Below are 18,584 nucleotides of genomic sequence, written 5' to 3'. Positions count from 1 at the left end.
GTCAGTTTGCGTGAGATCGTTTCCTCCGACTTGAGTTGGGTATCAGATCAGCCATTGCAGGATGGCACAAGGTCGCAACCACCTTCGGTCGACTTGCGCCCGGCGTCACAACGAAAGGGGGTCAGGTTCGCCCTCAGCACCGCAGGCCAGCTATGCGAACAGGCGAAGGCGTTCTTGAGCTGGAATTTCGGCGTCGCACCGCGGCGCGAATTTCTTGTTTTTCGTACCGCCTGCCTCGGCAGCTTGCCGGAACACACTGCCGATGCCAATCAGAACCGCCTGGCCGTAACGAAGCTCCGCAGCAGCGTCGGGTAGTCCACCAAGTGTTGTGTGGGTCACCGACTGCGTCGCGCGTCCAATGTTGGCCGCGATAACGACCGGGGTTTGCGCGAGCATGCCGAGCGACCTAAGCCTTGAGGAGATTTCGCACGCGGTGCGACCACCCATGTAGAAGATGGTCGTGGCCGAGGTATCGGCGATGCTGATCCAGTCAATGTCTTCCGGTAGCCCACCATGGCGAGAGTGCCCGGTAACGAAGCGTACGGATTTCGCGTGGTCTCGATGGGTCAAAGATACCCCCAGGGCCGCGGACAAAGCGATGCCCGCCGTGATGCCTGGAACGACGTCATATGCAAGGCCGGCCCTATCCAGTTCCTCGATCTCCTCGCCCGCCCGACCAAAGATCATCGGATCGCCGGACTTGAGGCGAACGACGTTGCGACCGGCACGCGCGAGAGACACCATCATCTCGTTGATCTCGTGCTGCTTGCAGTTCGCTCGCCCGGCGCGCTTACCTACCAGGATGCGTTTGGCCTCGCGCCTGGCGAGTTCCAGCACCTCGTCTGACACAAGGTCGTCGAACAGGATGACATCTGCGGATTGCAGGGCACGGACGGCCTTGATGGTTAGCAGTTCAGCATCCCCCGGCCCGGCACCCACAAACGTGACTTTCCCCCTGGCACCGGACTGAGATCGAGCCTCGATGGAGGCTATGACCGCCGCCGCCTCCTGGCTGCCCGGGGCCGGTCCGAAGGCCCGGTCCACGAAGCCTTCCCAGAAGCGGCGACGCTGAGCACCGGGACTCAGCCGACGGACCACATGTTCGCGCACTCGCCGGGCAAAGTCGGCCCAGGCCGCAAGAGAAGGCGGCAGCAAGGTTTCGATGCGCCGCCGCACTGCCTGTCCCAGTATCGGCGCTGCGCCCGACGTCGAGACACCGATGACGACCGGCGATCGGTTCACGATCGAGCCGAACTGAAAATGGCAATAGGCGGGTCGGTCTATGACGTTGCACGGCACGCCGGCCGCACGTGCCGCGCCTTCGAAAGCAGCGGCTTCATCGTCGTCCTTCGCGTCAGCCAGCGCGATGGCGGCCCCCGGCAGGCAGCTATGGTCCCAGCCGCGCGAATGATGCGTGATTGCGGTACCGTGGGCGAGCAGCCGGCTCATCTCATCGGACAACTCGGTTGCATAGAGGTCGACGCAGGCACCGGCGGCCGCCAACAGCTCGGCCTTCCATGCCGCCGCCTCGCTGCCGCCTGCGACGACAACCCGCTTGACCGAAAGATCGAAGAAGACCGGCAGCACGCTGAGTGCGCCGATACGTGCCGGGCCGGTTTCACTCGGCTGCCTGGAGACTATTTTCATGGAGAAGCTTCCTGATTTCGGAGCGACAGGAGCCGCAGTTGGTGCCAGCCTGCAAGAGCTTGCCGATCTGGTCGAGGGTGGTCGAACCGGCCATAACTGCTTCGGCGAGCTGGTTTTCGCCGACATTGAAACAGGCGCACACGATGCGGCCTGCCTGCAGCGCCGGCTTCGGGGACTGTCCGGAGAGCACCGCCATGCGTTCCTGAAGCGAAAGCGGCGCGCGGGCAGCCAAGAGCGCAAGCAACCATGAGTAAGGTGGCAACTGCTGCGAACGCGCGACGAACAGTGCCTCCATCAGGGCACCGTTCTGGTCTGTGACTGCCGCGCGATAAGCTTGCCCACGGCGGTCGTCATATTCGACCCTTTGCGCGCGCCCGGCTGGATCGAGCAGCCCTTTCGCAAGAAGTACGCCTTGGTCGGGCCGTTCCGTTCCACACAGTTCGTAGACCCAGCCGCCCTCGACCTTGTGCCGGCTCCAATGAACGAAGCCGGTCGGCCGGAGATCCCGGCGGCTGATCAGCACGCCCTCCCACGCCTTCACTTCGCGCCGGAGGCGCAAAGGCACATGCTTCAATTCCGGTTGGCCGGAGAACGGGTCTGTGACAGGCGACGCCAGTGGCCCGGTACCGGCGTTGACGGCATACTGGCCGCTCCAGTGGATCGGCAGGAAGACCTGGCCCGGTTTTTGTCCATCGTTGATGCGCACCTTGGCGCGGGCAAATCCATAGGGTGTGGCCAGATAAGCGAGGTCGCCCTCGTCCATCTCATTTTCGGCGGCATCGCGGGAATGAAGCTCCACCACGGGTGAAGGCGCGTTCGCCATCAAGCGCGGCACCAGTCCGGTACGCGTCATTGTATGCCACTGATCGCGCAGGCGACCGGTGTTGAGCGCGAGCGGGAAGGCGGAATTTGCTGGCTGGGCCACGCCCTCCTGCCTGACCGGGATGAAACGGGCGCGACCGTCCGGCGTCTGAAAGCGTCCACCCGCCAGGAGGCGTGCGTCGTCGGGGCGTTCGTTCGGTTGCGGCCAATGACGGGGGCCGAAGGTCTCATAATCACCGTTGGAAATGGCAGCGAGAGCGCCGAGGTTGAACAACCGTGCGCCATTGTTCTCGAAGGCCGACAGCGACGCGTGCTCGCGGAAGATGGCTGCAGGATCCGCATATTCGAACGCATCGGCAAAACCCATGCGTGAAGCCACATCGCAGATGATGCGCCAGTCGGCCCTGACCTCAGCTGGCGTGGGCACGAACGGTCTCTGGCGGGAAAGGCGACGCTCGGAGTTCGTGACCGTTCCGTCCTTTTCGCCCCACGCGGCCGCAGGCAGCAAGACGTCGGCAAAGCGCGTCGTGTCGGTTCGCACGACATCCGACACAACCACGAAATCGCAACGCTTCAGGGCAGCACGCACGCGGCTCGAATCCGGCATCGACACCGCCGGATTGGTACCCATGATCCAGATCGCCCTGACGCGGCCGTCACCGACAGCGCGAAACATGTCGACCGCTTTCAGCCCACTCGTGCGCGCCATATTCCGGGCACGCCAGAAGCGTGCCACGCGGTCCACGTCTTCCCCGTTTTCAAAACCCATGTGAGCGGCCAGCTGGTTTGCCAGTCCGCCCACCTCGCGGCCGCCCATCGCGTTGGGCTGACCCGTGACCGAAAACGGCCCGGCTCCCGGTTTGCCGATACTCCCTGTCGCCAGATGGCAATTGATGATTGCATTGACCTTGTCGGTACCGTGGGCCGACTGGTTGACGCCCTGGCTGTAGACCGTCACGGCGCGCTCGGTCGCGGCAAAGAGATCGTAAAACAGGCGCACGTCGGCCACCGGCAGGCCGCAACCCAGTGCGACGGCTTCGCTGGAGGGGGCATCGGCAAGTGCGAGCGAAATCGCGGCCTCAAAGCCCGACGTATGCTTGGCGACATAACTTTCGTTCATCGCGCCGACACGCGCCAGATGTGCCAGCAGACCGTTGAACAATAGCACATCGGTACCTGGGTCGAGCGGCAGGTGCAGGTCACTTTCGTCGGCGGTGGCCGTCCGGCGGGGGTCGATGACGATGATCTTTGTTCCGCGGACCCGGCGGGCCGTCAGCATGCGCTGGTAAAGGATCGGATGACACCATGCAGCGTTCGAACCCGTGAGGACGATCAAGTCGGCTTCGTCGAAATCGTCGTAGAGGCCCGGTACGATGTCTTCGCCAAATGCCCTGCGATGACCTGCGACCGACGAAGCCATGCACAGCCGCGAATTTGTATCGATGTTGCCTGAACCGATGAAGCCCTTCATCAGCTTGTTGGCGACATAGTAGTCTTCTGTTAGCAGCTGGCCCGAGATGTAGAATGCCACCGCATCCGGCCCGTGCTGGGCGATGGTGTCGGCAAAATTGCGTGCAACCAGATCAAGCGCGGTGTTCCATTCGACCCGTTCTCCCGCGATCTCAGGATGCAGGACGCGCCCATCGCGCGCCATCGTCTCGCTCAGCGCCAACCCTTTTGAGCACAGTTTACCGAAATTCGCCGGGTGTTCGGGGTCGCCGCGGACACAAATTGCTCCATCGGCAGCGACTTTGGCCAGCACCCCGCACCCGACCCCGCAATAGGGGCAGGTTGTCTCTACCTCATCAGATTGGCGTGTCTGCATGATCTATTCCGCAGCCGCCAGCAGTTCCCCGAGGCCAACAAGGATCCGCCCCTCCTCGACGCGCACAGGGATCGTCCTCACGGCTCCGTCGTCCGGGCCGAGCGCCTTTCCGGTCTCCAGCGAGATCACCCAATTGTGCAACGGGCATGTTACGGCTGCCCCGTGAACGATCCCTTGGCTGAGTGGGCCACCCTTGTGCGGACAGTGGTCCTCGATGGCATAGATGCGGTCTTCATGCGTGCGAAAGACCGCGATCTTGCCTTGACGCGTCTTCAGGCAACGCGCACCGCGCAGTGGAATATCGTTGATTTCGCCGATATCGAACCAGTTCATCACTCTGCAGCCTCGTTGAAACTGATAGGCGCTATGGGGCTGAATTCGTGTTTGTCCTTGCCGGAAACGCGTTGCGACCACGGGTCAACCTGTGCAAATTTCTGGCTAAAGACGAAGCGGTCGAAATACGCTTTGCGCTTCTGCGGGTCGTCGATGATCTGGCGCTGGATCTCGTCACGCCCGATACGTCTGGCCCATTTGTAGATGCGCTCCAGATAGCGGCCCTGCTCTCGGTACATTTGGGTGAGTGCAACGATCACCTCCAGTGCCTCTTCTTCGGTCCTGACCTGTCCGAGAACTTCGGTACCCTTAATGTCGAGGCCGGCTGCGCCTGCAAAGTGGATCTCGTACCCCGAATCCACACAGATCACGCCGACATCCTTGCATGTCGCTTCCGCGCAGTTGCGCGGGCAGCCGGAGACGGCCATCTTGACCTTGGCCGGCGTCCAGGAGCCCCACATGAATTTCTCGATGCGAACGCCGAGCCCGGTCGAATCCTGGGTGCCGAAACGGCACCAATCGGTGCCGACGCAGGTTTTTACGGTACGCAGGCCCTTGGCATAGGCATGGCCCGACACGAAGCCGGCCTTGCCGAGATCGGCCCAGACTGCAGGGAGGTCCTCCTTGCGGACGCCCAGCATATCGATGCGTTGACCACCGGTGACCTTCACCGCCGGAATGGCAAACTTGTCGACCACGTCTGCGATTGCACGCAGCTCGCCTGCCGAGGTCACGCCTCCCCACATGCGCGGAACGACCGAGTAAGTGCCATCCTTTTGAATGTTGGCGTGGACGCGCTCGTTTATGAAACGCGACTGGTAGTCATCTGCGTACTCGGCCGGCCAGTCGGCCACGAGGTAGTAGTTGAGGGCGGGCCGACATTTGGCACAGCCGCACGAAGTCTTCCACTCCAGCTCCTGCATGACCTGCGGGATGGTCTTCAGGCTCTTCGCCTTTATCAGCCGGCGAACGTCGTCGTGGCCAAGATCGGTGCAGCCACACATTGGTTGAACGACCGCTGGATTGTACCCGTCTCCCAGAGTCAGGGTCATGATCTTTTCGACCAGCCCGGTGCACGTACCGCACGAGGCGGAGGCCTTCGTGTGCGCCCGCACGTCTTCCAGCGACGTCAGTCCCTTTTCCGCGATAACTGACGTGATCGTGCTCTTGCAAACGCCGTTGCAGCCGCAGACTTCCGCATCATCCGCCAGGGCCGCAATGGCCGCCAAAGGGTCCGTGGACACGCCCCCCTGGAACGCCTGCCCGAAAATCAGCGTGTCGCGTATGCCTGAGATGTCGACAGCCTTCTTCTTGAGCTCATTGAACCACGGGCCGTCCGCGGTCTCACCGAACAGCACTGTTCCGATGATCTTGTTGTCCTGCAGGATCACACGCTTGTAGATGCCAGCAGATGCGTCGCGCAGGATGATCTCCTCACGATCCTCACCGTCTGCAAAATCGCCGATCGAATAGAGATCGATGCCGGTGACCTTCAACTTGGTCGGCGTGTCGGCGTGGACAAAGCGTTTGGCTTCGGTGCCTGCGAGCTGCGCCGCCGCCACCTTGGCCATCTCGTAAAGCGGCGCGACGAGCCCGTAGACGCGTCCGTCGATCTCGGTGCATTCGCCGACGGAAAGAATGTCGGGATCGGACGTTACCATCCGGTTGTCGGTGACGATGCCACGCTTCACCTCCAATCCGGCCTCTGTGGCAAGGACGACGTTGGGCCGGATGCCGACCGCCATCACCACCAAGGTCGCTGGAATGATTTCACCGGTTTCGAGCTCGACGCCCTCAACCTTTCCGTTTCCAAGAATTGCTTTGGTGTTGGCCTTGGTGCGGACCTTGATGCCGCGCTCCTCGACGGCCTGTTGCAGCAAATAGCCGGCGGCAGGGTCGAGCTGCCGTTCCATCAGTGTGGGCATGACGTGAAGCACAGTCACGTCCATCCCGCGTTCGGCGAGACCGGCCGCCGCCTCAAGGCCGAGCAACCCGCCACCGATGACAACGGCCGTTTCGCGCGATTGCGCTGCCACAAGCATTGCGCTTACATCATCCAGGTCGCGATAGGAGAGCACCCCTGGGAGGTCCTTGCCGGGAACCGGAATGACAAACGGCACGGAGCCGGTGGCGATGACCAGCTTGTCGTACGTTTCGGTTACGCCCTGGTTTGAGGTGATGGTCTTCGCGTCACGGTCTATGGCGACGACTTTGTGGCCCTTGTAGAGCGTGATGCCATGCTTGATGTACCAGCCATCGCCGTGGATGACGATTTCCTCATACTGCTTTTCGCCCGACAGAACGGGAGAGAGCATGATGCGGTCGTAGTTCACGCGCGGTTCGGCGTTGAAGATGGTAATCTGGAAGCGATTCGGGGCGGCCTCAAGCAGATGCTCCAGCATCCGGCCAGGCGCCATCCCGTTGCCGACTATGACAAGTTTCTCGGTCATTGATCGTTGTCCCTATTCAGCCGGTGAGGTCAGAGCCTGTTCGGCCAGCGATTGCGCCTGGGCCATTCGCTGGATTGCCACATGCATCCAGACGAGACAGGCTGCCACGACGACGAAGAGCAGCATGAAACAGCTCGACCAGATGCCGCTCAGGTCATTGAGCGCGCCGAAAGCGATGGGTAATACGAAGCCGCCGAGCCCGCCGATCATGCCGACGAGGCCCCCCACTGCACCAACATTATGGGGGTAGTAGACTGGGATGTGCTTGTAGACGGCCGCCTTGCCAATCGCCATGAAGAAGCCGAGCACGAAGGTTACAATGATGAATGTCAGCCATCCGATCTCGAACTGGAATGCGATCGGTCCGTTGATGCCGCGAACCGTATAGTCGGTAGCAGGCAATGCGAGGACGGCGCAGCAGACCACGGACACGGCGAAAGTCCAGTAGAGCACGGCGCGCGCACCGATACGGTCGGACAGGACACCGCCGTAAGCACGGAAGATCGAAGCCGGAATTGAGTAGGCCGCGCCAATCATGCCGGCGGTGGCTAGTTCGAACCCATATACGCCGATCAGATAGCGTGGAAGCCACAGGGCCAGGGCGACGAAGCCCCCGAACACGAAGAAATAGTAAAGCGAGAAGCGCCAGACACGGATATCCTTCAGAGGTTCGAACTCTGCCAGGAAGCTGCGGGGCTGGCCGGCGGCTGTCATGCGACGCTGCTTAATCACCGGATCATCATCCGTCGCCAGCCAGAAGACCGCCGCCATGAACACCAGCGAGGCAGCCCAAATGAGGGCCACGCTCTGCCAGCCCCACGCCAGCAAGACGAAGGGAGCGACGAATTTCGTCACAGCGGCGCCGACGTTGCCGACACCGAAAATGCCAAGAGCCGTGCCTTGCTTTGCAGGCGGATAGAAGCGCGAGACATAGGCGACACCGACGGCAAACGACCCGCCGGCAAGTCCCACCCCGAGCGCCGCGATCAGCATCTGCGCGTAGGTCGTGGCAAAGGCGAGCAGGAAGGTAGCGACCGCCGCCGCGAGCATCGTCGCCGTATAAACCAGGCGACCGCCCAGGCGGTCTGTCCAAATGCCGAGCAACATGCGCACCAGCGAGCCAGTGAGGATCGGCATGCCGACCAAGAGGCCGAATTCCGTTTCCGAAAGGCCGAGCTCGGCTTTGATTCCCACGCCGATGATCGAAAAGATCGTCCAGACCGCAAAACACACCGTGAAGGCGATGGTGGAAAGCGACAGTGCCCTGCTGGCGCCTCGCTGTTGCAAAGAGTGGCTTTCGACCGGCTCGATCATGCTGCTGCTCCATCTGCGGCTTCAGGGACACCGCTGTGGCTGAAAACAAAAAAGCCGCCGGCCAGACTCGCGACGCCCGATATCTCGGGCGGGCTGAATCTGATCGGCGGCTTTGCCTAGTGCGCCCTTCTTTGGACGCTAATCATGTGGCCCGACGATGGGCCTCACGGACAGGGAAGCAGGAAGCGTGCCAGTCAGAGGTCGAGGGATTTTCCGTTGAGTTGCAACGACTACCGGCTGGCCAACTCGTCGCCGGGCTCAGGGACTGTCGAATAATCCGGCAATCTTTGGCGTTACGTGAGCAAATATTGTGCATCGCAAACACCTCACCCACAGTTCTCCCGGCGATGGGAGCTAGCGTTTTCGTTGACCGCTCAGATATGCGCTAACCTGGTCAGGATCGAAGACCGCCCCGTCGAAGAATCCGTCGGGACCGAGCGTGAGGCTGGGGCCTGAAGAACCAACCGGCGTCGGCTCGTTCAGCGCGCCCTCTACCTTGGCGTTGGCGCCAGGCAACGCCACATCGACATCACGCAATGCGGCGCGATAGAGATCAGGTCGGTAGGTGTTCCGCGCAATCCCTTCGTTGGCGATGTTGGCATCGACCTGTTCCCACCGCACCATCTGGCTGTAGAACCAGAGCGCATGACTTGTCCACGGGAAGGTCGCCGCCTTGGCGTGCGGAACAAAAAAGTCGGGCACCGCGACGACTTGACTTGGTCCCACCTCGACTGCGCCAATGAGCGCTGGCATCAACCACTCCTGCGGGCAGTCGATATAATGGGTGCTGGCGAGGATACGGGCCAGATCGCCGAGGTTTTCAGACGATCCGCACCATTCCGCAGCGCGATAGAGCGCCCGAAGCAGCGCGGTCAAAGCTTCTGGATTTCGGTCAGCCCAGGCCTTGGCGACCCCAAGCACCTTCTCCGGGCTCGACCGCCAGATCGCAGCTTTCACGGTGACGATGCGTCCGGCGCCCTTTGACACCGCCGCAGTGTTCCATGGCTCGCCGACGCAATATCCATCGATGCGGCCTGCAATCAAGGCGTCGGGCATCAAGGGTGGCGGCAGGATGACTATTTCGATCTCCCGCTCCGGGTCGACCCCACAGGCCGCCAGCCAATATCGCAGTTCGTAGTTATGGCCCGAGTGCGGGTGCACCACACCAAAACGCAAGAGCCGGCCACCGCCTCTCTTCCGTGCCGAGATCACTGACCCCAGCGCCTTACCGTTTCGCAGGGGGTCCAGGTCATCAAGCGCGCCGTTGTCCCGCATGGCGCTCCAAAGAGCGACCGACACGGTCACGGCATTGCCCCCGAGACCAAGCGCCATCGGTGCGATCATTTCCGTCGCCAGGGGCGTCAGGCCCAGATTGCAGGCAATCGGCATCGGCGCCAGCATGTGAGCGGCATCGAAATGACCGACTGCGAGCCGGTCCCGGATGCTGGCCCACGAGTTTTCCCGGACCAGCCGGAGCTCAATGCCTTCGGCCTCTGCAAAGCCCTGTTCGTGGGCGGCGGCCAGCAACGCGCTATCGAGCAAGGGCAGAAACCCGGCGGCGATCTGGTGTTTGCCGCTCATGCGTCGCCTCCAGGACCCAGCAAACCGGCCGCCGTAACGAGGCTCTGGGCGATCTCACTGATCTTTCGGTTTTCGTTCATCGCTGTCTTGCGCAAAAGCCCATACGCGTCGGCCTCGGAAAGTCCCCGCGACTTCATGAGAATGCCCTTGGCGCGCTCGACGACCTTTCGGCTTTCCAGTTCGCTACGCGCTTCCTCCAGCTCGCGCGCCATCCGCGAGAAGGCATTGAAGCGGATGATCGCCATATCGAGGATCGGCTTGACACGCTCCTTTTTCAAACCGTCGACCACATAGGCCGACACTCCGGCATCGATGGCCGCCTCGATCGACGCCATGTCGGAGCGGTCGACGAACATGGCGATCGGCCGTTTCACTGCGCGGGATAGTTGGAACATATTCTCAAGCATATCGCGGTTCGGGTTTTCCAGGTCGATGACGATAACGTCCGGCTGCAATTCCTCGATCCTTGCAGCGATGCCGGTCACATCATGGATGATTGTCACGGCCTCGTGGCCGGCTTCTCGGAGACCAGCGTCTATAATTGTGGCGCGAGGCCGGTTCTCATCAATGACCAGTATTTTTAATGGAGCACCGCGCATGCCACATCATGCCCCACTCCACGTTTTGTGCAATGCGGTAAAGTGATCGCCTCCCCGGAGCGAAATCCCAAGGGACTTTGGCAGAACGCCCAACTACCAGCCAATCAGTCTCAATCTGCGTCCAGGTGTCCACGATATTCCATCAATATAGGGGGATTGAGTGGCCTTGGTTCTGGGCGAGGTTGAAGCAGGTTCGAGCAGTCAGAAATGTCTCGAACCTCGTGAATCGCTGCGGAACCGCACCCACTCATATTATCATTGGCCAACGAAGCCGCCAAAACAGTCCAGAGCGAAGCGCGGCTCACAACCGGTCCAGCGACGCAAGAACGGTCGTTGCCATGACGACCTAGGCTGCGGCGAAAATCTCGATTTCTACGAGCAGGTCCTTCCGGCCAAGTTCCACGATACCCACCAAAACGCCCGGCGGCCGCACCCCATGTCGCGCCAATCGCTCCGACATGGGTTGGGCGGCATGCTCGAGAAACGCCTCCATGTCCGTGACATAGGTATTCATGCGTACGATGTTGCTCAGGGACAGGCCCGCTTCACCTAAGACGATCTCCACATTGTTGAGGGCCGCATGAACTTGGGCTGCCATGTCGCCGGCGTGAAGAGAGCCGCCGTCCTCGCCAACCGCGCATTGCCCCGATACGAATACCAGCCGATTGAAGTCGGATATCATGAGCCCTTGATCCATGCCTTCGGGATAGGTCCACGGGTTGAGTTTGCGAAGCTGCATCGTCCAATTCCTTTTGTTGAAAGAACGCGGTTGTAAAAGTTGAAGTTAACTTGAGGTCAATTCCTGCCGCAGGTATTGTTTGGGCATGGAACCGACACTCACGATGCAGCAGATGGTAAGGCGCAGCGGCGTAGAGGCGTCCGCTTTGCGCTATTATGAGGGTCTTGGCCTGATTGCTGCTGAACGGAGCTCGAGCGGTCAACGTCGCTTTCCCCGCTCCACGCTGCGCCGCGTCGCCTTCATCGTTTTCGCCCAGCGAGTGGGCCTCACCCTTAAGGAGATCGGACGCGAGCTTGCCAGATTGTCAACTGGGCGCGTACCGAAAGGGGAGGACTGGTCCAAGCTTTCGGTGTCTTGGGTGAGCCGGATCGATGAGCGGATCGCCGAGCTTGAAAGGCTAAAGGCCGGTCTCGCTGACTGCATCAGTTGCGGCTGTTTATCCTTGGATCAATGCGCCCTGTCAAATCCGGATGACCGAGCGGGACGATTGGGGCCGGGGCCGCGATATTGGCTGGGGAAGCAAACGATGGGTGGTCTGCGCAGGGAGTGACTTAGCGCGATCAACCGCAATCCGAAGTGCAGTTCGATCCGCATGGCTGCAACAGGCGACGGCGGCACCGCTGACCTTCCACCCGACAATGGGTGAGGTGCCCAGTATCTCGAAAAGCGGCCATCCACGGGAGCTTCAATTCTGTATCCTATCTCCCCTCCTTGCCGCGCGGCACTTGGATTGGATATCGCCAGCCAGCATTTTCTCCTTTGGCAGCAACCGGGCGTCCTGAGGCGCGTCGAATATGGCAGGTCGCGGTATGTGCGGGCCCCGAACTCAAACAGGAGTTCTCCGGTCCTCACACAGGTGTGGCAGGCTCGGGGTTCGGGCTGCGAGGCCCTGAGCCGATAGACTTTGCGGCTCCTAGATGGCCGATCAGATCGCGCGGAACACTACCTAGGGGTAAGGGCCAAACCCGAAAAGCAGATGGACAGAAGACGCGCCATTCTGTCATGGTGCCCGCAGTGACACCACAACGAGCAATGCCTTTAATAAGGGACATTAATATGGCCAAAAGCTTCGATCTCGTCATTCGCAACGGCAGGGTCGTCGATCCGGAAACCGGTCATGATGCAATTGCCGATGTAGCCGTATCCGGCGACCAGATCGTTGCTGTCGGTCCATCGCTTGGTGCCGGAAAGAACGAGATCGACGCGACCGGGCTCGTTGTCTCACCGGGCTTCATCGACCTCCATGCCCACGGGCAATCCATTCCCGCCGACCGGATGCAGGTCTTCGACGGCGTCACCACCGCGCTGGAGCTGGAAGTAGGTTCGCTTCCCGTCGCGCGCTGGTATCAACAGCAGCAGGCCGGGGGCCGGGTGCTCAACTACGGGACCGCCGCTGCATGGATCTTCGCGCGCAAGGCGGTGATGATCGGCATGGAGCTCGATGGCGGTCTTGCGCCCATCGAGATGATGGGTGCCGGCTCCGACGACATGCGCTGGTCGGTGGACGCCGCGACTGCGCCGCAGACCGATGAGATTGTCCGGCTGACGCGTCAGGCTCTCGAAGAGGGCGCACTCGGCATCGGCATACCTCACGGCTATGCCGCCGGCGCTGGCGTCAAGGAAATGACGCGAATCTGCGAACTGGCTGCAGAATTCGACCGGCCGACCTATACCCACATTCCCTATATGTCCAACATCGATCCCAGAAGCTCGGTCGAGGCCTATGTGCAACTGATCGGCCTGGCCGGCGCGACCGGCGCGCACATGCACATCTGCCACCTCAACAGCACCAGCCTGCGGGACGTCGAGGACGCCGCGAGGCTGATCGCCAAAGCACAGGCACAGGGTCTTCTAATCACCACCGAGGCCTATCCCTACGGCACGGGATCGACCGTGATGAGCGCCCGCTTCTTCATTGACTCCGATTTTGCCGAACGAACCGGAACGGGCTACGGCGCGATCCAGGTGGTTTCGACCGGTAAGCGGTTCGGGGACCGGGACGAGCTCGTCGCCGCCCGCGCGCAAACGCCGGAAGCACTGGTGCTATGGCACTATCTCGACACCGACAACCCCCACGACCAGCGGCTGCTCGACGTCTCGGTGATGTATCCGGGCGGCGCAATCGCGTCCGACGCGGTGCCGTGGAGCAACCCCGACGGCACGCTGTACACCGGCGAGGAATGGCCGCTCCCGGCCGACAAGACGTCCCATCCGCGCTCGGCCGGCACCTACACCCGCTTCCTCGCCCAATGGGTGCGCGAACGCGAGGCGGTGCCACTGGTTGAAGCCATCGCCAAATGCGCGCTCATCCCCGCGCAGATCGTCGAGCGCTGCAGCGACGTGTTCCGCCGCAAGGGCCGGCTTCAGCCCGGATGCGACGCCGACATCGTGGTTTTCGACCTTGAAACCGTGCAGGACAGGTCAACGTTCGAGGACATGCACCTCGCCGCTGACGGCATGGTCCATGTGCTGGTCAACGGTGAGGCTGTGGTAGCCAACGGCCAACTCGTGCGTGACGCGCGTCCCGGCCGTCCCATCCGGAGCACGCCGCGATGAGCACACCGGTCGTTGTCGTCACGGGGTATCTCGGCGCTGGCAAGACCACGCTCATCAACGCCTTGCTTGCCGACGCGGACGGGCGCCACATCGCCGCCATCGTCAACGACTTCGGCGCGATCAATATCGATGAGGAGCTGATCCGCACCTCCACCGACAGTGTGATCGGCCTTGCCAATGGCTGCGTGTGCTGCACGCTTCAGGGCGACCTGCTGCGCACCCTGAAACTGCTGCTGGCGCGGACCCCGCCGCCCGACCACATCGTCATCGAGGCGAGCGGCATAGCCGATCCTTCCGGTATAGCGCACGCCCTCGCCGATCCTGTGCTGTGGAAGACCGCGCGGCTCGATGCCGTTGTGTGCGTCGTCGATGCCGAGGACGTCACCCAAACCTCGGAGCGGCGCGCCGACACGCTCTGGCGCGCCCAGCTTGCCGGCGCGAGCTTCGTCGTCTTGTCCAAGACATCCGGGCTGGAGGCCGCCGCCGTGGCGCAGCTCACCTCCGCCCTTTCGCCGAATGGCAAGCCGCCCGTCATCGATGCAGACAGCGAGCGCCTTCCCATCGATCTTCTGCTCGATGCGCCCGCGCCGCCCGGCCGCTTCACGGCTACCGAAACCGTTGCGCCGCACAGGCAGGACCGCTTCACCAAGCTCGAATGGCGAAGCGACGGCGCGATTGTCCTTTCCGCGCTCCAGGGTGTGATTGCGGAGTTCGCCGCGTCCGTGGTGCGGGCGAAAGGTATCCTGCATCTGGCGGAACGGCCGGACCGCGCGCATTTGCTGCAACTCGTCGGCCAAAGGGTGACGCTGGAGCCGATGGCTGGACGACATGAGCCCGGCTGCCGGCTGGTGTTGATCGGCGAAGCGGCGCGTCTGGACACGACTAAACTCGCCGAAAGGCTCGATGCGGCGGCAGAGGCGGGCCACACGGCCACGGCGTCGCTTGCGCGATCGCATCCATCGGCTTAGGTCTCTGGAAAACGGGGAGAACACTTGTGCAGCGAGCCAAGGGCACCGACAGAATTCTCGACATTCTGGAGCATCTGGAAAACGAGCAGAGGCCCGTCAGCCGCAACGCTCTCGCAAAAGCGCTGGACTGCCCGCGTTCGACCATTTACTCGCTTGTCGACCAGCTCGTTGTGCGCGGCTGGCTGACGCTGGACGACGATGGCGGCATCAGCCTCGGGCACCGCGCGGGCCTGCTGGGGCTGGCCTATTCGCGTAGCGCGCGCTTCGAGCAGGTAGCGCGGGAGGTCGTGCAGCGCGTGGCGGTCGAGACCGGCGTCGTCACCGAAATCAACGTCGCGGACAACTGGCAGCAGCTCGTGCTCATCACCGCCACTGGGCGCAGCCGCAACTATCTGCGCACGGTCGAAGGCTCGCGCTATCCATTCCCCATCACCGGCTCGGCACGGCTGCAACTCGTCGACGTCCCGCACGACCTCATCCGCCGCAACATCCCCGAAGAGGATTTTCGGCTCGGGTCCGGAGAGCTTATGCCGTTCGACCAGTTCTGTGACGAGATCGATCAAGCCGCGCGCGATGGCTACTTTATCGCGCGCGGCCTGATCGAGCGCTATGTGGGCACCGCTGGAACACCGATATCGAACCGCAACGGCCAGTGCGTGGCGACCTTGAGCATCATCCTGCCGCAGGCAGACCTCGACGCGCGCGAGGACGAGCTGATCGATATTCTTCGGCGCGGGGCCGAAGAGCTGTCGGGCTACCTGCGCGCCGCTGTCTGGCCCATGGGCGACCGCGCTCACAGCCATCTCTTCCGCGACCGGGACGCGTAGGCGTCAGGCCGCCAGCGCCAACTCGTCGGGCAGCTTTTCGTTACCCGCCATTTCACCGGCCAGCATCCGGCCAGTGGTCGGCCCCAGGGTGAACCCCTGATGGCCATGGCCGAAATTGAGCCAAAGCCCTTTGTGGCGCGGCGCGCGGCCGACGACCGGCAGCATCCCCGGCATACAGGGCCGGTTGCCGAACCATGCGGTGTCCTCGACAGGATCGCCAAGATCGAAAAGCTCATCGGCGGCGCGCGTGGCCGCACGTATCTGATAGGGCGTCGACGGCGACTCCAGCCAGGCGATTTCAGCGCCGGTGAGAACGCGCACGCCGCGGTTCATCGGCGAGATCACGACGCCACGGTCGGCATCCATCAGCGGCAACGCCGGGCCGGCGCCCGTGAAGTGCTGGTGATAACCCCGCTTGAAGAACATCGGAACCCGGTAGCCCAGTTGTCGCAGCAGGTTGCCACTCCAGGGGCCGAGAGCGACGACCGCGTTCTCGGCCATGATGGCGCCATCGGGTCCAAGGATCTGCCAGCCCGATCCGGCTGGACGCAGGGTCGTCGCATCCGCGACCGCCAGCGTGCCCCCACGCTGTGCGAAAAGGCGGGCATAGGCCGCGACCAGTTCGCCGGGATCGGCACAGCTCAACGGTTCCGTCCACAGCACCGCACCGGCAAGCGTGGTCTTCAAACCTGCCTCTTTGGTGGCCAGTTCAGCCGCTGTCTCCACTTTGGAGCCGACGCCGTATTCGCGGCCCAACCGCTCCGCGTCACGGGCAGCCCCATCAAAGGTACGGGCGCTGCGATGAACCTGCCTGAACCCGTCGCTGCGGATCAGGTTGCCCGCGCCTGCAGCGTCGATCAAAGGCGCATGATCGTCGCCTGCGCGGCGGATCATCTGGCTGTAGACAGCAGAAATCCGGCGATGATTGCTGGCGGAAGAGTTGACGAAGTAACGCATCAGAGGCAACGCCCAGCGATGCAGCGAACCCGCCTGCCAGCGCACGCTCGGGTTGAGGCCGATGGCGGCGGAGACGATGTCGCCGAAGCCGCGCGGAAACGCATAGGGCTCGACCGCCTCGACCTGAATGACGCCGGCATTGCCGTAGCTGGTTTCCTCGCCGGGTGCGCGCCGGTCGACGAGCGTTACGTCGACGCCCATCCGCTGGAGCGCGAGCGCGGTACCGACACCAACCATGCCGGCCCCGAGAACGATGCAGTCTGTCATGGATGATATTCCCCGATTCAGGCGTTCGTCTCTTCGCGCGCGATCTCGCGGCCGGCGGCAAAGTCCCAGCCGCGCCCCGGTGCCGCCTCGATGAGCGCCCGCGTATAGGCGTGGCGTGGCGACACCAGCACGTCGCCGGCCGTGCCGTGCTCGACCACCTTGCCGTGCTGCATCACGATGACGTCGTCGCATATCTGCGCCGCGACCCTCAAATCGTGCGTGATGAACAGGATGGCTATTCCAAGATCGCGCTGCAGATCTTCCAGCAGGTGCAGCACCTGGTCCTGCACCGATACGTCCAACGCCGACACGGCCTCGTCGGCGACGATCACATCCGGCTCCATCGCGACGGCGCGGGCGATGGCGATGCGCTGCCGCTGGCCACCGGAGAACTGGTGCGGGTAACAGTCGAGCGCATCGGCCGGCAAGCCCACCGTTTCGAGCAGCGTTCTGGCACGTTCGATTGCCTGGTTACGCGGCAGGCCGAAATTTATCGGTCCCTCGATCAGGCTGCTGACGATCTTGCGGCGCGGATTGAGCGAGCGATAGGGATCCTGGAAAACGATCTGGATCTTCGCGCGCCGGCTGCGCAACTGGCCGGGAGAAAGGCGCGTGATGTCGGCATCCCCGAGGCGGATCGTGCCGTCGGTCGGATCGATCAGCCGCATGACGCACCGCGCCACCGTCGACTTGCCGGAGCCGCTTTCGCCGACGATGCCGAGCGTACGGCCGGGACGAAGCTGGAACGTGACGTCCTCCGCGGCGCGTTTGGCCACATGCTTCTTGAGAAAGCCGCCGCTTTCGTAGGTCTTGCCCAAAGATTCAACGTCGAGCACCGGCGGCCGCGTCTCTTGCGGTCGCGGCTGTCGAGGATGCAGGCTCGGGACAGCGTCGAGGAGGGCTTTGGTGTAGTCGTGCTGCGGCGTGCGGAAAAGCCGCTCCGCTGGCGCGCTTTCGACGATGCGCCCCTGCCGCATGACGTGCACAGTGTCTGCGATCTCCGATACCACCCCCATGTCGTGGGTGATGAACAGCACCGCTGTCCCATGGACGCGCTGAAGCTCAGAGATCAGCCCCAGGATTTGCTGCTGGGTGGTGACGTCCAGAGCGGTCGTCGGCTCGTCGGCGATAAGGAGAGCCGGCTCAAGAATGAGCGCCATTGCGATCATGATGCGTTGACGCTGGCCGCCCGAAAGCTGGTGCGGATAGGAACGGTAGACACGCTCGACATCGGGGAGGTGCACCTGCGCCATGATGTCGAGTACCCGGCGACGCCTTTCTGAGGTCGAGCCAATGCCGTGCGCCTCCAGCACCTCCGCGATTTGGTGGCCGACGCGCATCACGGGGTTGAGCGCGGTCATCGGCTCCTGGAAGATCATCGACATGCGGCTGCCGCGCATGGCGCGGATTTCACGCGCGCTGCGGGTGAGAAGGTCGGTGTCGCCGAGCCGGATCGAGCCGGACGTGACCCGGATCGCGTTTGCGGGGAGAAGTCCCATGACAGCAAGCGACGTCAGCGACTTGCCCGACCCGCTTTCGCCGACCAGACAGGCGGTCTCGCCGAGCCGGATCGTCAGGCTGACCTCGTCGAGCACACGGCGTCCGCCCTCAGCGGTGCCGAGCTCGACGCAGAGCCGATCGATGGCGATCACCTCGTCAGCAGGGTCGAAGTCCTGCGTCTTGAACCGCGTCGCCATGA

The 18,584-nt window shown here is 62.7% G+C and carries 14 protein-coding genes; 4 read left to right on the top strand and 10 right to left on the bottom strand.

What is annotated here, in order from left to right; translation table 11 throughout:
• Nucleotides 1–150 precede the first annotated feature (150 nt).
• The 8 genes from cysG to FY036_RS02340 form a co-directional block, all read right to left on the bottom strand.
• Nucleotides 151–1,647 (bottom strand): siroheme synthase CysG, encoded by a 1,497-nt coding sequence (gene cysG / locus FY036_RS02375; protein WP_148913100.1) that lies wholly within the window; start codon nt 1,645–1,647, stop codon nt 151–153.
• Complete coding sequence (locus tag FY036_RS02370; RefSeq protein WP_148913099.1) at nt 1,619–4,294, bottom strand: nitrate reductase; 2,676 nt, start codon at nt 4,292–4,294, stop codon at nt 1,619–1,621. Before FY036_RS02370 ends, cysG begins: the two co-directional genes overlap by 29 nt.
• Nucleotides 4,295–4,297: 3 nt before the next feature.
• On the bottom strand, nt 4,298–4,627 hold the full coding sequence (gene nirD / locus FY036_RS02365; RefSeq protein WP_148913098.1) for a nitrite reductase small subunit NirD: 330 nt from the start codon (nt 4,625–4,627) through the stop codon (nt 4,298–4,300).
• A complete protein-coding gene (gene nirB, locus FY036_RS02360) occupies nt 4,627–7,077 on the bottom strand; it encodes a nitrite reductase large subunit NirB (RefSeq protein ID WP_148913097.1) in 2,451 nt (816 codons plus the stop codon). Before nirB ends, nirD begins: the two co-directional genes overlap by 1 nt.
• A gap of 12 nt (nt 7,078–7,089) precedes the next feature.
• Complete coding sequence (locus FY036_RS02355; RefSeq protein WP_148913096.1) at nt 7,090–8,391, bottom strand: MFS transporter; 1,302 nt, start codon at nt 8,389–8,391, stop codon at nt 7,090–7,092.
• Nucleotides 8,392–8,745: 354 nt separating this feature from the next.
• On the bottom strand, nt 8,746–9,972 hold the full coding sequence (locus FY036_RS02350; protein ID WP_148913095.1) for a CmpA/NrtA family ABC transporter substrate-binding protein: 1,227 nt from the start codon (nt 9,970–9,972) through the stop codon (nt 8,746–8,748).
• A complete protein-coding gene (locus tag FY036_RS02345; RefSeq protein ID WP_148913094.1) occupies nt 9,969–10,571 on the bottom strand; it encodes an ANTAR domain-containing response regulator in 603 nt (200 codons plus the stop codon). Before FY036_RS02345 ends, FY036_RS02350 begins: the two co-directional genes overlap by 4 nt.
• A 346-nt stretch (nt 10,572–10,917) precedes the next feature.
• Nucleotides 10,918–11,310 carry a RidA family protein gene (locus FY036_RS02340; RefSeq protein ID WP_148913093.1) on the bottom strand — a complete coding sequence of 131 codons (393 nt, stop codon included), beginning with the start codon at nt 11,308–11,310 and terminating at the stop codon, nt 10,918–10,920.
• A gap of 85 nt (nt 11,311–11,395) precedes the next feature.
• On the opposite strand from FY036_RS02340, the gene soxR reads away from it, so the two are divergent.
• From soxR to FY036_RS02320, 4 genes are all read left to right on the top strand, one after another.
• The gene (soxR, locus tag FY036_RS02335) at nt 11,396–11,860 is read left to right on the top strand and encodes a redox-sensitive transcriptional activator SoxR (protein WP_148913092.1); all 465 of its coding nucleotides are present in this window, start codon (nt 11,396–11,398) and stop codon (nt 11,858–11,860) included.
• A 482-nt stretch (nt 11,861–12,342) separates the two neighbouring features.
• Nucleotides 12,343–13,866, top strand: a complete 1,524-nt coding sequence (locus FY036_RS02330; RefSeq protein WP_148913091.1) for an amidohydrolase family protein — start codon at nt 12,343–12,345, stop codon at nt 13,864–13,866.
• On the top strand, nt 13,863–14,834 hold the full coding sequence (locus FY036_RS02325; protein ID WP_148913090.1) for a CobW family GTP-binding protein: 972 nt from the start codon (nt 13,863–13,865) through the stop codon (nt 14,832–14,834). Before FY036_RS02330 ends, FY036_RS02325 begins: the two co-directional genes overlap by 4 nt.
• A 26-nt stretch (nt 14,835–14,860) precedes the next feature.
• Nucleotides 14,861–15,661 (top strand): IclR family transcriptional regulator, encoded by an 801-nt coding sequence (locus tag FY036_RS02320; RefSeq protein ID WP_148913089.1) that lies wholly within the window; start codon nt 14,861–14,863, stop codon nt 15,659–15,661.
• Nucleotides 15,662–15,664: 3 nt separating this feature from the next.
• Here the strand turns inward: FY036_RS02320 and FY036_RS02315 are convergent, their stop codons facing one another.
• Both FY036_RS02315 and FY036_RS02310 read right to left on the bottom strand, forming a co-directional pair.
• Nucleotides 15,665–16,885, bottom strand: coding sequence for an NAD(P)/FAD-dependent oxidoreductase (locus FY036_RS02315; protein ID WP_148913088.1), 1,221 nt, complete (start codon nt 16,883–16,885; stop codon nt 15,665–15,667).
• A 17-nt stretch (nt 16,886–16,902) separates the two neighbouring features.
• Complete coding sequence (locus FY036_RS02310) at nt 16,903–18,582, bottom strand: ABC transporter ATP-binding protein (protein ID WP_148913087.1); 1,680 nt, start codon at nt 18,580–18,582, stop codon at nt 16,903–16,905.
• Between the last annotated feature and the right edge of the window lie 2 nt (nt 18,583–18,584).

It is taken from the genome of Neoaquamicrobium microcysteis (assembly GCF_008180155.1).
GTDB lineage: Bacteria > Pseudomonadota > Alphaproteobacteria > Rhizobiales > Rhizobiaceae > Aerobium > Aerobium microcysteis.
The sequence above is the reverse complement of the archived record's forward strand: the minus strand, read 5'-3'. Positions and strand labels throughout refer to the sequence as shown.